A 17,832-nucleotide genomic window follows, 5' to 3' on the forward strand; every position below is an offset into this window, starting at 1 on the left:
AAGCATGAATCCTGAAATATTCGTAGATTTGTTCCAAGATGCCCTTTGGATGGTACTAATTATGGTTTGCGCCATAATTATTCCTAGCCTGCTGATTGGTTTGGTTGTGGCTGTTTTCCAAGCGGCTACTTCGATTAATGAACAAACTTTAAGTTTCCTACCACGTTTGATCGTGACGTTATTAGCGTTGATGATGTTTGCACATTGGATGACCCAAATGATGATGGAGTTCTTTTTCGAACTCATCGAACGCTTGCCACAAGTTCTTTACTAAAAAGATATGGAATACCCAACGAGCCTTGTACTAGAGTGGTTAGCCAATTATTTTTGGCCCTACACTCGCATCTCAGCCATGCTGATGGTGATGACAGTAACCGGTGCACGCTTTGTGTCGCCGCGTATTCGTCTGTATTTAGGTTTAGCGATCACCTTTGCGGTGATGCCTGCGATCCCCGCTGTTCCTAAAGAGATTGAACTGCTCTCTTTCCAAGGTTTCTTGACGGTATTTGAACAAATCGTGATTGGCGTTGCCATGGGGTTTGTCACCCAATTCATGATTCAAACTTTCGTAATGCTCGGCCAGATCTTGGGTATGCAATCAAGTTTGGGTTTCGCCTCTATGGTGGATCCGGCTAACGGGCAAAACACGCCAGTACTGGGCCAATTGTTTATGTTGCTAGCGACCATGTTTTTTTTGGAGACTGACGGTCACTTGAAAATGCTGCAGCTGGTGGTGTTCAGCTTTAAGACTTTACCCATTGGCAGTGGAAGTTTGACCTCTGTTGATTATAGAGAGCTTGCTCTGTGGTTGGGTATCATGTTCAAAACAGCATTAGCGATGTCATTGTCTGGTATTATTGCGCTGCTGACGATTAACCTTTCGTTTGGTGTAATGACGCGTGCGGCGCCTCAACTAAATATCTTTTCTTTGGGTTTCTCATTTGCGCTACTCGTGGGCCTATTGCTTTGTTGGTATATCCTTGGCGGCTTGTTTAGTCACTACGAGTTATTCTGGATACAAACCGAACAACAGATATGTCGTCTAATCAGGTTAGAGTGCTAGGAGACTAAAATGGCAGAGTCAGACGGTCAAGAACGCACGGAAGACGCCACGCCCAAACGCTTGCAACAGGCCAAAGAGAAAGGGCAGGTTGCAAGGTCAAAAGAGTTAGCGTCGGCGTCAGTACTTATTGTTGGTGCGATTGCTTTAATGTGGTTTGGTGAATCGATGGCGAAAGCTTTGTTCGAAACAATGCAACGTCTGTTTTCTCTGAGTCGGGAAGAAGTTTTTGATACCACAAAACTCCTCGAAATTGCGGGTGGCGCATTGGTGAACCTGTTGTTCCCGCTGTTCTTAATCCTGATAACCTTATTTGTTGCAGCCGTCATTGGTGCTGCGGGTGTCGGGGGGATTAACTTCTCTATGCAGGCGGCGATGCCTAAGGCGTCTAAGCTAAACCCACTCAGTGGTATTAAGCGTATGTTTGGCCTGCAGAGTTGGGTTGAACTGTTGAAATCTATCTTGAAAGTGGCACTTGTTTCGGGAATGGCCATCTATCTTATTCAAGCTTCTCAACACGATTTAATGCAACTGAGCATGGAGGTATACCCACAGAATATCTTCCACGCTTTAGATATCTTGCTCAATTTTATTCTGCTGATCAGCTGCTCTTTGCTTATCGTGGTGGCGATTGATATCCCGTTCCAGATTTGGCAACACGCCGATCAGCTGAAGATGACCAAACAAGAAATTAAAGATGAGCACAAAGATACTGAAGGTAAGCCTGAAGTTAAGGGCCGCATTCGTATGTTGCAAAGAGAAGCAGCCCAGCGCCGTATGATGGCTGACGTGCCTCAAGCGGATGTGATAGTGACCAACCCGGAGCACTTCTCGGTGGCTCTACGCTATAAGCAGAATCAAGACAAAGCCCCCGTTGTAGTGGCTAAAGGTGTTGATCATATGGCAATGAAGATCCGTGAAATTGCCCGTGAAAATGACATCTATATTGTTCCTGCGCCACCATTGGCTAGGGCGCTTTATCACACTACCGAGTTAGAACAACAAATTCCTGACGGTCTGTTTACAGCGGTTGCTCAAGTGCTTGCATATGTATTTCAGCTGAAACAGTATCGAAAACGAGGCGGAGAGAGGCCAAAACTCCAAGATTCTAATATGCCGATCCCACCTGATTTACGACATTAGATCAATTGCTTGAGCTCTGCTTGATGAACCCTGATAATAGCGGGCTAGCTAATCCTCTTTTTAAAGAGGCGATGGCAATAATTTGACGAAAAGTGTTGGTACAGTGTTTGCTATATCAATCCCGAATATTATTAGCCGATCATTAATAACCTTAGCATTGTAAATCTGAGTATTATAAGCCCAGTCATTATAAATCCTAGCGTTATAAATCCCGAGCATATAAAGCTTAGTATTATAAACCTGTGCATTTGAACCTATGCACTATAAACCATAGCAACATAGCTTAGACCTGAGCCTCAAATAGCTTAGTGAGATGGCTACAACATAGCGAAACTGTCTAGACTTATGAAATTCTCCCTGCCTTTTGCGGACAAGCTACCTAAAATCCCTAATCGTGCGATGCCTGCAATTGGCGCGCCCGTTATGGTACTTGCGACGCTCGCTATGGTGGTGTTGCCAATACCAGCCTTCTTGTTGGACATGTTCTTCACGTTCAACATTGCACTGTCCATGGTTGTATTACTGGTTTCGGTTTATACCCGCAGGCCTTTGGACTTCGCTGCATTCCCGACCGTACTTCTGATTGCGACTCTACTTCGATTAGCTTTGAACGTTGCTTCGACACGTGTGGTATTGCTTCATGGTCACGAAGGTGGTGACGCGGCCGGTAACGTTATCGAAGCCTTTGGTAACGTGGTTATCGGCGGCAACTACGCGGTAGGTCTAGTGGTGTTCTTGATTTTGATGATCATCAACTTCATGGTTGTAACCAAAGGTGCGGGTCGTATTTCGGAAGTAAGTGCGCGTTTCACCCTAGATGCCCTACCGGGTAAACAGATGGCAATCGATGCCGACTTGAATGCGGGTTTGATCGACCAAGATCAGGCTCGTACTCGACGTTTTGAAGTGACCAAAGAGGCTGACTTTTACGGCTCGATGGACGGTGCATCTAAGTTTGTTAAAGGCGATGCAATAGCCGGTATCTTGATATTGTTCATCAACATCATTGGCGGCTTGAGTATCGGTATGGCTCAGTTTGACCTTGGTTTTGGTGAAGCCATCGAAATCTATACGCTACTGACTATCGGTGATGGTCTGGTTGCACAAATACCATCGCTGTTACTTTCTATTGCTGCGGCGATGATGGTAACGCGTCAAAATACTGATGAAGACATGGGCGAACAACTTGTCTTCCAAATGTTCGATAATCCTAAAGCCCTAATGATCACCGCTGCTATCCTCGGCATCATGGGTATTGTTCCTGGTATGCCACATTTCTCCTTCTTGAGCCTTGCTGTGGTTGCTGGGGCTGGGGCTTACTTTATCGATAAAAAGAACAAGGCAAAGGTAGAAGAGAAAAACCTACCTGCAACCGCTAATGCCAATGGTGATAAGCCCGCATCGCAAAAAGAACTGTCTTGGGATGATGTTCAACCGGTAGACATTATTGGTCTCGAAGTGGGGTACCGCTTGATTCCTTTGGTCGATAGAGACCAAGGTGGTGAATTGCTTGAGCGCGTGAAAGGTGTACGGAAAAAGCTGTCTCAAGATTTTGGTTTCTTGATTCCAGCAGTACACATTCGCGATAATCTGGAACTGACACCAAACAGCTATCGAATTACCCTGATGGGGGTAGCGGTTGGTGAGGCTGAGATCAAGCCGGACATGGAGCTCGCGATTAACCCTGGCCAAGTCTATGGGATGATAGATGGAGAGCCGACGATTGACCCTGCCTTTGGCCTTGAAGCCGTCTGGATTCGTGAAGAGCAGCGTGAACACGCACAAGCCTTAGGTTATACGGTTGTAGACTCTTCAACCGTACTTGCCACACACCTTAGCCAGCAGTTAACGAATAACGCTTCACAGTTGATTGGCCACGAAGAAGTTCAAAACTTACTTGAGATGCTTAGCCGATCAACACCTAAGCTGGTGGAAGGTTTTGTACCGGATCAATTACAGCTTGGTGTGGTTGTGAAAGTTCTACAAAACCTACTGAATGAAGCGATTCCAATTCGTGATATTCGAACCATTGTCCAAACTTTGTCGGAGTACTCTTCTAAGAGTCAAGAACCTGACATATTAACTGCAGCTGTTCGTATCTCACTAAAACGACTAATTGTTCAAGAAATCAATGGTATAGAGCCAGAATTACCAGTTATAACCTTGATTCCTGAGTTGGAACAAATCTTGCATCAAACCATGCAGGCATCCGGCGGAGAATCTGCTGGTATTGAACCTGGTTTAGCCGAACGTTTACAGATCTCACTCAGTAACGCGACACAAGAGCAAGAACTGAAAGGTGAGCCAGCGGTATTATTGACCTCTGGTGTTTTACGTTCGACTCTGGCTAAGTTCGTGAAAAACACGATCCCAAGCTTGAGAGTATTATCTTACCAAGAGATACCAGACGAAAAGCAGATACGTATAGTACAAGCTGTTGGTAATTAAGCCGCCTAATTAGAACGGACGATCGAATTGAAAATTAAACGATTTTTTGCAAAAGATATGCGAACAGCCCTGCTCCAAGTTAAAGAAGAACTTGGCTCAGAAGCGGTGATCATGTCTAACAAAAAGGTCGCAGGTGGTGTGGAAATTGTTGCCGCTATTGATGGCGATTCCAGCCCGTCGACAGCAAGTCCCAGACTCAATAAACCTCAGCAGCCTACGCAAAGCCAGTACACTCAAATGTCTGAGCCCAAATTGCCAACTGGGCGTCGTCAATTAGATGATGACAAGGTTAGCATCCAGCCGAATGCAGAAGGTGGACGCTCAATGACCAAGCGCTTTGCGAATATGCTAAAGCAATACAGTCATGGCGCCGACGATGAGCAACAACATCGCGCTGAAAACGAAGACTCGTTATCAGCATTGCTCAATCGCCAGTCAAGTAACGGTCATCAACCTCAGAGTAGCCAGCATTCTAGCGGCAGCCTTGACTCGGCCTTTGCTCGTGAAACGGGTTTATCTAAATTGATTGCCGAAGATCGCAGAGTAGAGCGTCCAGCACCTCGCTTAGATCCTACCCGTTATGATCGTGGTCGAGAGAACACTCAATCCAAAGGTTCAGATACTGAAATGGAAACGATGCGCGACGAGATGACTTCAATTCGTCGTTTGTTAGAGCATCAAGTCTCTGGGCTCATGTGGCAAGAAGTCGAACGTCGCGAACCTTTGCGAGCGATGCTTATCAAGCGCCTAGAACGTATGGGTGTTTCGGCAGAACTCGCCGATCAAATGGCCTGTTACATTCCAGAAGACACAAAACCAGCACGAGCATGGAAAGCCTTGCTTGCTCTGGTCGCTGATCAAATCTCAGTAACACAAAAAGATATTTTAAAACGCGGCGGTATTGTAGCCTTACTTGGCCCGACTGGCGTAGGTAAAACAACAACCGTTGCTAAGCTCGCAGCCCGTGCAGCAATGGAGTACGGTGCAGACAACGTTGCTCTTGTGACAACAGATACATATCGCATAGGTGCACATGAGCAGTTATCGATTTATGGTCGAATTATGGGTTGTCCTGTAAGAGTTGCTAAAGATTCTAGTGAATTGGCCGATGTAATATATCAGTTACGTAATCGTCGCCTGATTCTAGTCGATACTGCAGGTATGGGGCAGCGAGATGTTCGCCTATCTGAGCAGTTAGACACATTGATGCAAGAGAGTGGTTCCGTTATCAATAGTTACCTTGTGTTACCCGCAACCGCGCAACGCAAAGTACTACAAGAAACCATTGAACACTTTAGAAGAATCCCGCTGTCGGGATGTATCCTGACGAAGCTGGACGAATCGCTTAGTTTGGGTGAGTTCATCAGTGTGGTAATACAAAATGCATTGCCAGTTGCTTATATAGCAAATGGTCAACGAGTTCCTGAAGATATCGTTATTGCTCAGCCAAAGTACATGATTGCTAAGGCCAATGAGTTATTAGAAAAATCGACAGAGAATGAACCTCATTACTGGAATAGCGATTCTGAAGGGCTCTAGGCGGCGGATAAATATGAATGAGAATATGATACACGATCAAGCTAGCGGCCTCCGTCGCTTAACCCAGCCTTCACTCACAAAAGTTATCGCTGTAACGGGTGGCAAGGGAGGCGTGGGTAAATCGAATGTAACGTTAGGTATGGCTATTTGTATGGCTCGCCAAGGCAAGAAAGTCATGGTGCTGGATGCCGATTTAGGATTAGCTAACGTAGACATCATGCTCGGCATTCGTTCTAAACGAAATCTTGGGCATGTGTTGGCTGGCGAGTGTGAACTTAAGGATGCGATTGTCGAAGGGCCGCACGGAATTAAAATTATTCCAGCGACATCAGGCACACAAAGCATGACTGAACTTTCACACGCTCAACACGCCGGGTTGATTCGTGCTTTTGGTTCGCTTGAAGACGAGATGGATATCTTATTGGTTGATACCGCAGCGGGTATATCCGATATGGTCATCAGCTTCTCAAGAGCTGCGCAGGATGTGGTTGTGGTGGTTTGTGATGAACCAACGTCGATTACTGATGCATATGCATTGATTAAGCTGTTGAGTCGAGAGCACCAAGTTCAGCGATTCAAAATTGTTGCAAATATGGTCAGAAGCTACCGCGAAGGCCGAGAATTATTTGCAAAGTTGACTTTGGTCACAGAGCGCTTCTTGAATGTGAGCCTCGAACTCGTAGCATGTATTCCTTTAGATGATAAAGTACGTCAATCAGTTAAGAGACAGAAAATCGTAGTCGATGCGTTTCCTCGCTCTCCAGCTGCATTGGCAATCAGCTCTTTGGCTAATAAGGCATTGACCTGGCCAATACCAAAAACACCAAGCGGACACTTGGAGTTTTTTGTTGAAAGGCTGCTGAACCGTACTGAATTTATAGAGGAACCATTTGGTGAATAAAGCGCTTACTTACGATCAACATGCTAATCACAATAGCCAGCAGGCTTTTTTTGAGAAGTACTCTGTGTTGGTTAAGCGTATCGCTCATCATTTGTTGGGGCGATTACCGCCTAATGTATTAGTTGATGACTTGATTCAAGCCGGCATGATTGGCCTGATTGAAGCGCAACAGAACTATGATGGTACCAAAGGCGCAAGCTTTGAGACGTACGCAGGTATTCGAATTCGTGGGGCAATGTTGGATGACATTCGCCGCGGGGATTGGGTCCCGAGATCGGTTCATAAAAACAATCGAGAAATCAGTAGTGCAATCGCGGAATTAGAGGGCACTCTCAATCGCGATCCCAGTGATGCTGAGGTGGCAAAGCACATGGGGCTGAGTTTAGACCAGTATCACAGTGCTTTAACTGATATTAATTGCTCAAAATTGGTAGGGATAGAAGACTTAGGTGTCTCTGATGATGTAATATCTCCGAATGAAGATTCTCAAGATAATACGCCTTTTCAAGGGGTTGCAGATGAATCATTCCGCCAAGCTTTGATCGACTCGATAAAACAACTTCCGGAAAGAGAAGGCCTCGTGCTTTCGCTTTATTACGACGAAGAACTCAATTTAAAAGAGATTGGGGAAGTATTAGGTGTCAGCGAATCTCGTGTCAGCCAAATACTAAGCCAATCTATGCAGCGTTTACGCACTAAGTTAAGTGCTTGGACACAGAACGACTAACAACACTGATTTTATTCAGTGGAGGCTAATTTGAACAAAAACATGAAAATTCTCATTGTTGATGATTTTTCAACGATGCGCCGAATTGTTAAAAACCTACTTCGCGATTTAGGTTTCAACAACACTCAAGAAGCAGACGATGGCTTGACCGCGTTACCTATGCTGAAAAAAGGCGAATTTGATTTCGTGGTAACTGACTGGAACATGCCGGGTATGCAAGGTATTGATCTTCTAAAACACGTCCGTGCAGACGCTGAACTTAAGCACCTTCCAGTGCTTATGATCACAGCAGAAGCTAAGCGTGAGCAGATCATCGAAGCAGCGCAAGCGGGTGTTAATGGTTACATTGTGAAGCCGTTCACTGCCGCAACTCTAAAAGAGAAACTCGACAAGATTTTTGAGCGTTTATAAGCACTCATAAGAACCTGTTTCAGGCGCTTCATAGAGAGACATTAACTTTTTTGTTTCCCGTTTACCTCTAAAGCTGAAGCGTCACAAACTATGCGGAGTAAGGCCGGACTCAGGATGATTTCATTAGAACAAGCAAAAAAATTAGTAGAGCTGCTTGAAAACGACGAGCAGCAAGGTGCTGATTCTCTTGTTAGAAGCATTTATGAAGATAATTTTAATCTTCAAGATAACCCAATGCTTCAAGAAATAGGCAGTCTGACTCGTGACCTCCATGATTCTTTGACACAATTCAACTTTGACGAGCGTATTAACGTTATCGCAAAGGATGAAATCCCTGACGCCAGGGATCGCCTTCAATATGTCATTGATAAAACGGAAGTTGCGGCGAACAAAACGATGGACGCTGTCGATCGCTGTATGCCAATTGCAACTAATTTACACGAGTGTTTACTTCAAGTAAGGCCTCAATGGAATGAACTGATGCATGGCCGCATTGAGCTAGTAACATTCAAAGCTTTATGCCACCGCATTGATGGATTACTTGTCCAAGTAGAAGGCGATAGTACTGAACTACGTGGACAACTGACTGAAATCTTGATGGCTCAGGATTTCCAAGATTTAACTGGGCAGATTATTAGCAAAGTTATTACCTTGGTGAATGAGGTTGAAGGACGTCTGGTAGAGATTCTCACCGTATTCGGTGCGAATCAAATAGAACCAACACCAGAGACAGATAAGAAGTCATCTATTGCTCCAGAGGGTCCGATCATGAACCCAGAAGCTCGTGAGGATGCTGTTGCATCTCAAGATGAAGTCGACGATTTGTTATCCAGTCTTGGATTTTAAAGGTAACGTATGAGCTACGATTTAGACGAAGATATTCTTCAGGACTTTTTAGTCGAAGCAGGAGAGATCCTCGAACTTCTATCAGAACAACTGGTAGAGCTAGAGAATAACCCTGACGACAAAGAACTACTAAACGCTATTTTCCGTGGTTTCCATACAGTAAAAGGTGGTGCTGGTTTCCTAGCATTGACCGAGCTGGTGGATACTTGTCATGGTGCTGAGAATGTGTTCGACATTCTAAGAAATGGCCAACGCAGTGTAACATCAGGACTGATGGATACGATGCTACAGGCTTTAGATACAGTCAATGTACAGTTTAAAGCCGTGCAAGATGAGGAAGCTTTAGTACCAGCAGACCAATCTTTACTGGATGAACTTCATCGCCTCTGTAAGCCAGAGTCTGAAGATGAAGTTGTGGCAGTAGAAGCTCCAGCACCGGTTATCTCTGAGCCTATCGTTGCAGCTCCTGAGCCTGTTATTGCTCCGGAACCTACTGCTGAAAGTACAAACATCAGTGCATCTTCCGTGGATGATATTTCTGAAGATGAATTTGAGCGTTTACTGGATGAACTTCACGGTAAGGGTGGTTCACCAACGACATCATCTCTAGACACACCAGCGCCAGCACCTGTGGCACCTCAGCCAGTTGCTGCGAGTGGTGACATTACTGACGACGAATTTGAAAAGTTGTTAGATGAGTTGCATGGTGCAGGTCAAAGCCCGACAGCTGCAAGCTCAACGGCACCACCTCCTCCAGTCGCTCCGGTAGCCAAAGCACCAGTAAAGTCTGAAGGCGATGACCTAATGACTGATGCTGAGTTTGAGAGTTTACTTGACCAGTTACACGGTTCAGGTAACGGCCCTTCAATTGAAGAGTTGGATGCTGCGACTAAGCCTGTACAAGCGAAGCCTGAGCCTGTTGCGCCGAAAGTCGCTCCTAAACCACAGCCTGCTCCTGTTGCTGTAAAAGCAGAGCCTAAGCCTAGCGTACCAGCAAAAGCTGAAGTTAAAGCGCCTGCGAAGAAGCAGCAAGCTGAAGCCACAGTTCGTGTTGATACATCAACACTGGATACCATCATGAACATGGTGGGTGAGCTAGTATTGGTTCGTAACCGCCTCGTTAGCTTAGGTTTAAACAGCAACGACGAAGAAATGTCGAAAGCTGTCTCTAACTTAGACGTTGTTACTGCTGACCTACAAGGTGCAGTAATGAAGACGCGTATGCAGCCGATCAAGAAAGTATTTGGTCGCTTCCCTCGCGTTGTCCGTGACCTTGCTCGTACCTTGAAGAAAGACATCGTTCTTGAAATGCGTGGCGAAGAAACGGATCTTGATAAAAACTTAGTAGAAGCACTTGCTGATCCCCTGATTCACTTGGTGAGAAACTCTGTCGATCATGGTATTGAAATGCCGGACGACCGTGTTGCTGCGGGTAAATCTAAAACCGGTAAAGTGATTCTGTCTGCCTCTCAAGAAGGCGACCACATTGAACTGGCTATCGTTGATGATGGCGGCGGTATGGACCCTGATAAGCTTCGTGCTATCGCGGTTAAGCGCGGTCTGATGGATGATGATGCAGCGTCTCGCCTAACAAATAAAGAGTGTTTCAATCTAATCTTTGCTCCTGGCTTTTCAAGTAAAGAAAAGATCTCAGATATCTCTGGCCGTGGTGTAGGTATGGACGTTGTGAAAACAGCGATCAACACACTGAATGGTTCTATTGATATCGATTCAGAGATGGGCCAAGGCACCAAAATAACCATTAAGGTTCCGTTGACACTTGCGATTCTACCAACCTTAATGGTCGGTGTTGCGGGTCACCCGTTCGCATTGCCACTGGCTTCTGTAAATGAAATCTTCCACCTAGACCTAAGCCGCACAAACGTGGTTGATGGCCAGCTAACGATCATCGTTCGCGATAAGTCTATTCCACTGTTCTACTTACAAAATTGGCTTACACCTAAAGAAGGTCTTGTTGAAGGACGTCAAGGTCATGGTCATGTTGTTATTGTGCAACTTGGTAGTCAACGTGTTGGTTTTGTTGTCGATGCGCTTATCGGGCAAGAAGAAGTGGTTATTAAGCCACTTGATAAGCTTCTTCAAGGCACGCCAGGAATGGCAGGTGCGACAATTACAAGTGACGGTCACATAGCATTGATTTTAGATGTGCCGGACTTGTTGAAGCAGTACGCAGCTGCATCAAGAATTTAACTTAAGGATAAATATGGCGATTAAAGTATTAGTCGTTGATGATTCGAGCTTCTTCCGTCGTAGAGTAAGCGAGATCATCAACTCGGAGGCTCGCCTAGAAGTCATCGATGTAGCAGTAAACGGTAAAGAAGCGGTTGAGAAAGCGAAAAAGCTAAGACCTGACGTAATTACCATGGACATCGAGATGCCAGTCATGGACGGTATTACTGCCGTTCGTGAAATTATGGCTGCGTCTCCGACGCCTATTTTGATGTTTTCATCGCTAACGCATGATGGTGCAAGAGCAACGTTAGATGCGTTAGATGCTGGTGCTCTAGATTTCTTACCTAAGAAATTTGAAGACATCGCTCGTAACCGTGACGATGCTGTCGCATTGCTTCAGCAGCGCGTGATTCAGATTGCTGCAAAGCGTGCGTTTATGCGACGCACTCCTGTTGCGCCAAGAGCTACCGCAACAGCTACGGCGTCAACATCAGCGCCATTGCGCCAATCTATTTCAGCAACAGCCCCTGCTGCTAAACCAGCGGTTGCTTCAACCGCGAAATTCAGAGCTTCGGGTAAAAAGTATCAATTAACTGCAATTGGTACTTCTACTGGTGGGCCAGTTGCACTACAGAAAATTTTGACACGCATCCCTGCCAGCTACCCGCATCCGATTGTGTTAGTGCAGCATATGCCAGCAACGTTCACCGCTGCTTTTGCTAGCCGCTTGAATACCTTGTGTAAGATTGAAGTTCGTGAAGCTCAAGACGGAGACCTGTTGAAACCTGGGGTGGCTTATCTTGCTCCAGGCGGAAAGCAAATGATGATTGATGGTCGCCCGGGTTCGGCGCGTCTGAAGATTATCGATGGTGGTGACCGAATGAACTACAAGCCTTGTGTGGATGTCACTTTTGGTTCTGCAGCTAAGATCTACGGCGATAAAGTGTTGTCTATGATACTGACCGGTATGGGTGCTGATGGTCGAGAAGGTTCTCGCATGTTAAAAACAGCGGGTTCGACCATTTGGGCGCAAGACGAAGATAGTTGTGTTGTATATGGTATGCCTCAAGCTGTAGCAAAAGCTGGCATTTCTACTGAAGACCTACCTCTAGACCGCGTTGCGGAACGGATTTTGGTCGAAGTTGGGTTAGCTTAGGTAAATCGACATGATTGTTTGGAGTGTTGCAAACCAAAAAGGTGGCGTTGGAAAAACGACGACGACAGTGACCCTAGCTGGCTTACTTGCCTTAAAGGGTCATCGTGTGTTGTTGGTTGATACTGACCCACATGCATCACTAACCACCTATTTGGGTTACGACTCAGATACGGTGGAATCGAGCCTGTTTGATCTGTTCCAGCTGCGTGAGTTTTCTACGCAAGCTGTGAGAGCGTTGACTATACAGACCGAAATTGAAGGTATCGATATTATTCCCGCACACATGTCATTGGCGACATTAGACCGTGTAATGGGAAATCGAAGTGGTATGGGGTTGATCTTAAAGCGTGCTTTAGCCGCTTTGAAAGATGACTATGACTACGTGCTTATCGATTGTCCGCCTATTCTTGGTGTGATGATGGTGAATGCGTTGGCTGCCAGTGATCGTATCTTGATTCCGGTACAGACTGAATTTTTGGCGATGAAAGGTTTAGAGCGCATGATTCGCACTCTAACTATTATGCAGAAGTCTCGCAAAACACCGTTTAAGGTGACGATTGTCCCGACGATGTACGACAAGCGAACGAAAGCATCATTGCAAACATTGACTCAGCTTAAAGATGACTATCCAAACCAAGTTTGGACCTCTGCTGTGCCGATTGATACCAAGTTTCGCGATGCCAGTCTAAAACGTTTGCCAGCATCTCATTTCGCATCGGGTAGCCGTGGTGTATTTGCTTATAAACAGCTGCTTATTTATCTCGAGAGGTTAGCGATAAATGAGCGCGAATAACGAATCGACATTGACGCAACCAAGTTTATCGAGTGAACAAGCAATCGATGATTACTTTACCGCGCTGTTAGGCGATGAAAACTTTGAATCTGATGCTTTTCTTGTTGACGAGTCTAGCGGCGAATCACAAACTAAAGAGCCAGAGCCACAATTAACGACTAGTCATTATTCAAGCTACGCCGAAATACGCGCTGCAGAATTTGAAGTGCCGAATCTTGAGGATGTTCAGAAACTTCTGAGTCGTTTAGAAGCGACTAATGTTGTCGATGATCTGAATCTAGATGAGTTGATGGATCGGAACACACAGCAAATTGCTCAGCAGGCAGACATGCAAATGTTTGACGCTGCAGTAGAGTCTGTTCAAGTGTCTGTAGATCCTGAAATTCAAGATTGGGATCTTCCAGAACCTGATTTATCAATTGCTGTAGATCCACCTGTTGAATCGCAGCAAATTGAAGAGTTACAAGCTGAATCGCTGGAGACGGAGCAAGTAGAAGTTAAGGCTACTGAACCCGATCTTGAATCTCCTCAAATTGAGCCATTTACCGAACTTGAAACTCAAGCTGGTGGAGCCGGTCAGTTTACATCATGGGAAACGACGGCTAGAACTGAAGATTTTCAAGTGCTGTATTTTGATGTGAACGGTGTGACGTTTGCTGTGCCACTTGATGAGCTCGGGGGTATTCATCGCCTTGAAGAGTTAAGTCATATTATTGGCAAACCTGCTTGGTATTTGGGGTTGCAAACTAATCGAGATAGTAAGCTAGACGTGGTTGATACCGCCAAATGGGTGATGCCTGAAAAGCTATTATGTGATGATTATAAAGAAAATTATCAATATATAGTCATGCTTGGCGAAAGCTTGTGGGGGCTTGCGAGCACAGAGCTTAAAGGTACCGAGCTGCTTAATACAGATAAAGTACGCTGGCGAGAAACGGCAGGGAAACGGCCATGGCTCGCTGGTATGGTAAAAGAAAAAATGTGTGCTTTGATCCATGTTGAAGCATTAACCGCCATGCTAAATGCAGGGCTAGACGTAAAAGCATTGGGCTAGTACTACGATTGGTACAATATAAGCATCAAGTTAACAACAGTGGTCGGTAACGACGGCAAGAGGATTATCTATGTCTCATATGAGTGAAGTTGAAGTAAGAAAAGATCAAACAAATGATGAAGTACTTCAATGGGTGACATTTCAACTAGAAGAAGAAACTTACGGCATCAATGTAATGCAAGTACGTGAAGTATTGCGTTACAGCGAGATTGCTCCAGTACCGGGTGCTCCAGACTACGTTTTAGGTATTATCAACCTGCGTGGTAACGTTGTTACTGTTATTGACACTCGTTCTCGTTTTGGTTTGATGCAAGGTGAAATCACAGATAACACACGCATTATCGTTATTGAGTCTGAGCGTCAAGTTATTGGCATTTTAGTAGATAGTGTTGCTGAAGTTGTTTACCTGCGTTCTTCTGAGATCGACACGACACCAAGTGTTGGTACTGATGAAAGTGCTAAGTTCATCCAAGGTGTTAGTAACCGTGATGGCAAGCTTCTTATCTTAGTCGATCTGAACAAGCTGTTAAGTGAAGACGAATGGGATGAGATGGCTCACCTGTAATGTTTGAAGCGCTTCCTTTAAACCCTATTGCTCTGATAGTCGGAGTTGGGGTTTTTACGTTATTCATCGTGATTTTGATTAGCAAAGTAAAAAGTGCAATTCAAAAGCAGATCGATACGTCACGCCTGCAAGTTCGTAACTTGGACAAAGAGCTTCAAAAATCGAGTAAGCAATTACTTGAAGTTCGCTCTGTTGTGGTTGGCCTTGGTCAGAAAGTGACGGAACAGCAAGATCTGATAAAACACTTGAATGAACGTATTGTTGAGTTGGAACATGCGGACACCGATGGGCGTTTGTATACACGTGCAACTAAAATGGTTCAGCTTGGTGCTGGGATAAACGAACTGATCGAAGAGTGTGAATTACCTAAGGCAGAAGCTGAGCTGATGATGTCTCTGCAGAATAAGCTCGCAGGTAAGGAAAAAATCCCTTCGTTAAGAAGTAACCCTTCATCATATGATGAACAACCTGCATCCTCTCGTGATCGTAGAGACCCGACTCGACGTCGTTAAATTTAGCGCTTACTGCGTAATGAGCAATTGATGTTCATCACGTACACCTCTTAAAAGAAGCTTCGGCTTCTTTTTTTGTGCCTGTTATACCTATATAGAACGATGTTTATAAGTATTTGTATCTAATGCAATATATTGTTTGTTGATGAAAATGTGTAAATTGTGATGCGGTGGTAACAGTTTCTTACGGAGTTTGTCCTTTCGAAAACGCCTAGTCCTGTTTTGTCACCTTATTGGTGTGCTACTATAGCCCCCTCATTACTCGACTAAATTTACCTATGCTAGAAGTCTCAAATTTAACTGCTATTCGTGACGACAGGGTTCTGTTTGAATCGTTGTCTTTTCAATTGAAACCCGGTGAACTGGTTCAAGTTGAAGGTCGTAACGGTACTGGGAAAACGACACTCCTTAGGATTATCACCGGGCTAGGCGACCGCGATGACGGCACTATCTCTTGGGATGGCGAATCTATTGAGTCGAACCGAGATATGTATCACCAAAATTTGCTTTTTCTTGGTCACCAAACTGGCGTGAAACGCGAGCTCAGTGCCTATGAAAATCTGAGCTTCTATCAATCGATTCACAGCAGTGGAACGAGTAAGGAAGAACTTTACAATGCATTGGCTCAAGTGGGGCTTGCTGGTAGAGAAGACGTACCAGCAGGGCAACTTTCAGCGGGGCAACAGCGCCGTGTGGCATTGGCTCGTCTTTGGTTGAGTAAGCAAATGTTATGGATTCTAGACGAACCGCTGACTGCAATAGACAAGCAGGGTGTTAAGGTTTTGGAGTCTCTTTTTTCTCAGCATGCAGATAACGGTGGCATTGTGTTATTAACCACACACCAAGATATGTTTGCTGATAGCCCGAAACTAAGAAAAATAAAGTTGGGTGAGTAATATGATCTCTTCAATGACAACGATCATCCGACGTGAGCTATTGATCGCATTTCGTCGCCAAGCCGATATCTTTAACCCTCTGTGGTTTTTTATTATTGTCATCACCCTTTTCCCATTGAGTATCGGCCCTGAGCCAAACCTACTTGCACGTATTGCTGCAGGTATTGTTTGGGTAGCGGCTTTGCTTTCTGCATTGCTCTCTTTAGAGCGTTTGTTTCGTGATGATTTTCAAGATGGCGCGCTTGAGCAGATGATGTTGATGCCCATCCCGTTGCAGTTGGTAGTCTTGTCCAAGGTCATAGCGCACTGGTTATTGACAGGGTTACCATTAATATTGATCAGTCCGTTGTTGGCGGTACTGCTGTCCTTGGATTTCGATACTTGGTTATCGGTAGTCTTAACGTTATCGGTCGGTACGCCTGCATTAAGCTTTATTGGTGCGATTGGTGTGGCTTTAACGGTTGGGTTACAAAAAGGTGGTGTGCTGTTAAGTCTGCTTATTTTGCCGTTGTATATCCCAATTCTTATATTTGCTACATCAGCGATTGATGCCGCAGCGTTAGGCGTTGCGTATAACGGACAATTAGCGGTGTTAGGGGCAATGTTAATGGGCGCGATGACGCTCACCCCATTTGCCATCAGTGCAGCACTGAGAGTGAGTGTTAACTAGTTAATTACCTGGTTAAGATTAACTAGGCACTCACTAGCACTTTGCATGTTCAAAGTGAACTATTTAAAGCCTTCAAACTCCTAGAGTCACTGAAAGAAGCTGTAAGCCAAATAAATTATAATAATTATAGCTGTGATAGCTGTAAGCAATATGAAGTAAGAGTGAGATTACAACATGTGGAAATGGCTCCATCCCTACGCCAAAGCAGAAACCTCTTATCAGCTTGCTGGTAAACTTCTGCCATGGTTTTCGATCCTAGCGCTATTGTGTCTATCCGCCGGTACTGTATGGGGGCTTGCATTTGCCCCTTCTGATTACCAGCAAGGCGATAGCTTCCGAATTATCTATATCCATGTTCCGTCTGCAATTTGGTCTATGGGTGTATACATGTCGATGGCAATTGCCGCCTTTATCGGTTTGGTATGGCAGGTAAGGCTGTCAGACATGGCTGCGTTGGCTATGGCGCCTATCGGTGCTGTATTTACCTTTATTGCGTTACTAACTGGCGCTGTTTGGGGTAAACCAATGTGGGGTGCTTGGTGGGTTTGGGATGCACGTTTAACCTCAGAGCTGATTCTTCTATTCCTATATTTAGGTGTTATTGCACTGCACCATGCGTTTGACGACCAAAAAACCGCAGCAAAAGCAGCCGGTATTTTGGCCATCGTTGGTGTCATCAACCTACCTATCATTCACTTTTCAGTAGAGTGGTGGAACACACTCCACCAAGGCGCAACAATTACTAAGTTTGATAAGCCTTCTATTTCAAGTGACATGCTATGGCCGCTTCTTCTTAACATCTTCGGTTTTGCCTTTTTCTTTGGTGCTGTGACTATGGTTCGTTTTAGAAACGAAATCATCAGTAAAGAGAGTCACCGTCCATGGGTTCGCAAGCTAGCGGCTAATAAAGCGTAGTAG

Annotated in this window: 18 protein-coding genes; all 18 read left to right on the forward strand. The window is 45.1% G+C overall.

Annotated elements, in window-relative coordinates:
- Positions 1-4: 4 nt before the first annotated feature.
- Positions 5-274 carry a flagellar biosynthesis protein FliQ gene (gene fliQ / locus AB6C75_RS04055; protein WP_009848543.1) on the forward strand — a complete coding sequence of 90 codons (270 nt, stop codon included), beginning with the start codon at positions 5-7 and terminating at the stop codon, positions 272-274.
- Between the two features lie 6 nt (positions 275-280).
- The gene (fliR, locus tag AB6C75_RS04060) at positions 281-1,063 is read left to right on the forward strand and encodes a flagellar biosynthetic protein FliR (RefSeq protein WP_009848542.1); all 783 of its coding nucleotides are present in this window, start codon (positions 281-283) and stop codon (positions 1,061-1,063) included.
- 9 nt (positions 1,064-1,072) lie between these two features.
- Positions 1,073-2,203: a flagellar biosynthesis protein FlhB gene (gene flhB / locus AB6C75_RS04065; RefSeq protein ID WP_009848541.1), complete on the forward strand. Its 1,131-nt coding sequence runs from the start codon at positions 1,073-1,075 to the stop codon at positions 2,201-2,203.
- A 345-nt stretch (positions 2,204-2,548) separates the two neighbouring features.
- Positions 2,549-4,651 (forward strand): flagellar biosynthesis protein FlhA, encoded by a 2,103-nt coding sequence (gene flhA, locus AB6C75_RS04070; RefSeq protein ID WP_372107004.1) that lies wholly within the window; start codon positions 2,549-2,551, stop codon positions 4,649-4,651.
- Positions 4,652-4,678: 27 nt separating this feature from the next.
- The gene (gene flhF, locus AB6C75_RS04075; RefSeq protein WP_017101966.1) at positions 4,679-6,190 is read left to right on the forward strand and encodes a flagellar biosynthesis protein FlhF; all 1,512 of its coding nucleotides are present in this window, start codon (positions 4,679-4,681) and stop codon (positions 6,188-6,190) included.
- A gap of 13 nt (positions 6,191-6,203) precedes the next feature.
- Positions 6,204-7,091: a MinD/ParA family protein gene (locus tag AB6C75_RS04080; protein ID WP_009848538.1), complete on the forward strand. Its 888-nt coding sequence runs from the start codon at positions 6,204-6,206 to the stop codon at positions 7,089-7,091.
- Positions 7,084-7,818: an RNA polymerase sigma factor FliA gene (locus AB6C75_RS04085; RefSeq protein ID WP_009848537.1), complete on the forward strand. Its 735-nt coding sequence runs from the start codon at positions 7,084-7,086 to the stop codon at positions 7,816-7,818. The genes AB6C75_RS04080 and AB6C75_RS04085 overlap by 8 nt, the downstream gene beginning before the upstream one ends.
- A gap of 42 nt (positions 7,819-7,860) precedes the next feature.
- Positions 7,861-8,229 carry a chemotaxis response regulator CheY gene (gene cheY, locus AB6C75_RS04090; RefSeq protein WP_012603445.1) on the forward strand — a complete coding sequence of 123 codons (369 nt, stop codon included), beginning with the start codon at positions 7,861-7,863 and terminating at the stop codon, positions 8,227-8,229.
- 114 nt (positions 8,230-8,343) lie between these two features.
- A complete protein-coding gene (locus tag AB6C75_RS04095) occupies positions 8,344-9,075 on the forward strand; it encodes a protein phosphatase CheZ (protein WP_372049645.1) in 732 nt (243 codons plus the stop codon).
- A 9-nt stretch (positions 9,076-9,084) separates the two neighbouring features.
- The gene (locus AB6C75_RS04100) at positions 9,085-11,286 is read left to right on the forward strand and encodes a chemotaxis protein CheW (protein ID WP_372107007.1); all 2,202 of its coding nucleotides are present in this window, start codon (positions 9,085-9,087) and stop codon (positions 11,284-11,286) included.
- A 13-nt stretch (positions 11,287-11,299) separates the two neighbouring features.
- Positions 11,300-12,424: a chemotaxis response regulator protein-glutamate methylesterase gene (locus tag AB6C75_RS04105; RefSeq protein ID WP_009848533.1), complete on the forward strand. Its 1,125-nt coding sequence runs from the start codon at positions 11,300-11,302 to the stop codon at positions 12,422-12,424.
- Positions 12,425-12,434: 10 nt separating this feature from the next.
- A complete protein-coding gene (locus AB6C75_RS04110) occupies positions 12,435-13,217 on the forward strand; it encodes a ParA family protein (RefSeq protein ID WP_009848532.1) in 783 nt (260 codons plus the stop codon).
- A complete protein-coding gene (locus AB6C75_RS04115; RefSeq protein WP_372107010.1) occupies positions 13,204-14,271 on the forward strand; it encodes a chemotaxis protein CheW in 1,068 nt (355 codons plus the stop codon). Before AB6C75_RS04110 ends, AB6C75_RS04115 begins: the two co-directional genes overlap by 14 nt.
- 70 nt (positions 14,272-14,341) lie before the next feature.
- Positions 14,342-14,836 carry a chemotaxis protein CheW gene (locus AB6C75_RS04120; protein ID WP_009848530.1) on the forward strand — a complete coding sequence of 165 codons (495 nt, stop codon included), beginning with the start codon at positions 14,342-14,344 and terminating at the stop codon, positions 14,834-14,836.
- Entirely contained in the window at positions 14,836-15,348 is a 513-nt protein-coding gene (locus AB6C75_RS04125; protein WP_009848529.1) for a DUF2802 domain-containing protein, read from the forward strand. The genes AB6C75_RS04120 and AB6C75_RS04125 overlap by 1 nt, the downstream gene beginning before the upstream one ends.
- Before the next feature lie 278 nt (positions 15,349-15,626).
- A complete protein-coding gene (gene ccmA, locus AB6C75_RS04130; protein WP_009848528.1) occupies positions 15,627-16,244 on the forward strand; it encodes a cytochrome c biogenesis heme-transporting ATPase CcmA in 618 nt (205 codons plus the stop codon).
- A gap of 1 nt (position 16,245) precedes the next feature.
- The gene (gene ccmB, locus AB6C75_RS04135; RefSeq protein ID WP_009848527.1) at positions 16,246-16,914 is read left to right on the forward strand and encodes a heme exporter protein CcmB; all 669 of its coding nucleotides are present in this window, start codon (positions 16,246-16,248) and stop codon (positions 16,912-16,914) included.
- Positions 16,915-17,088: 174 nt separating this feature from the next.
- The gene (locus tag AB6C75_RS04140) at positions 17,089-17,829 is read left to right on the forward strand and encodes a heme ABC transporter permease (RefSeq protein WP_009848526.1); all 741 of its coding nucleotides are present in this window, start codon (positions 17,089-17,091) and stop codon (positions 17,827-17,829) included.
- The last annotated feature ends 3 nt before the right edge of the window (positions 17,830-17,832 follow it).

Source organism: Vibrio sp. 10N.237.312.B06, from assembly GCF_041464685.1.
Classification (GTDB): Bacteria; Pseudomonadota; Gammaproteobacteria; order Enterobacterales; family Vibrionaceae; genus Vibrio; species Vibrio tasmaniensis_A.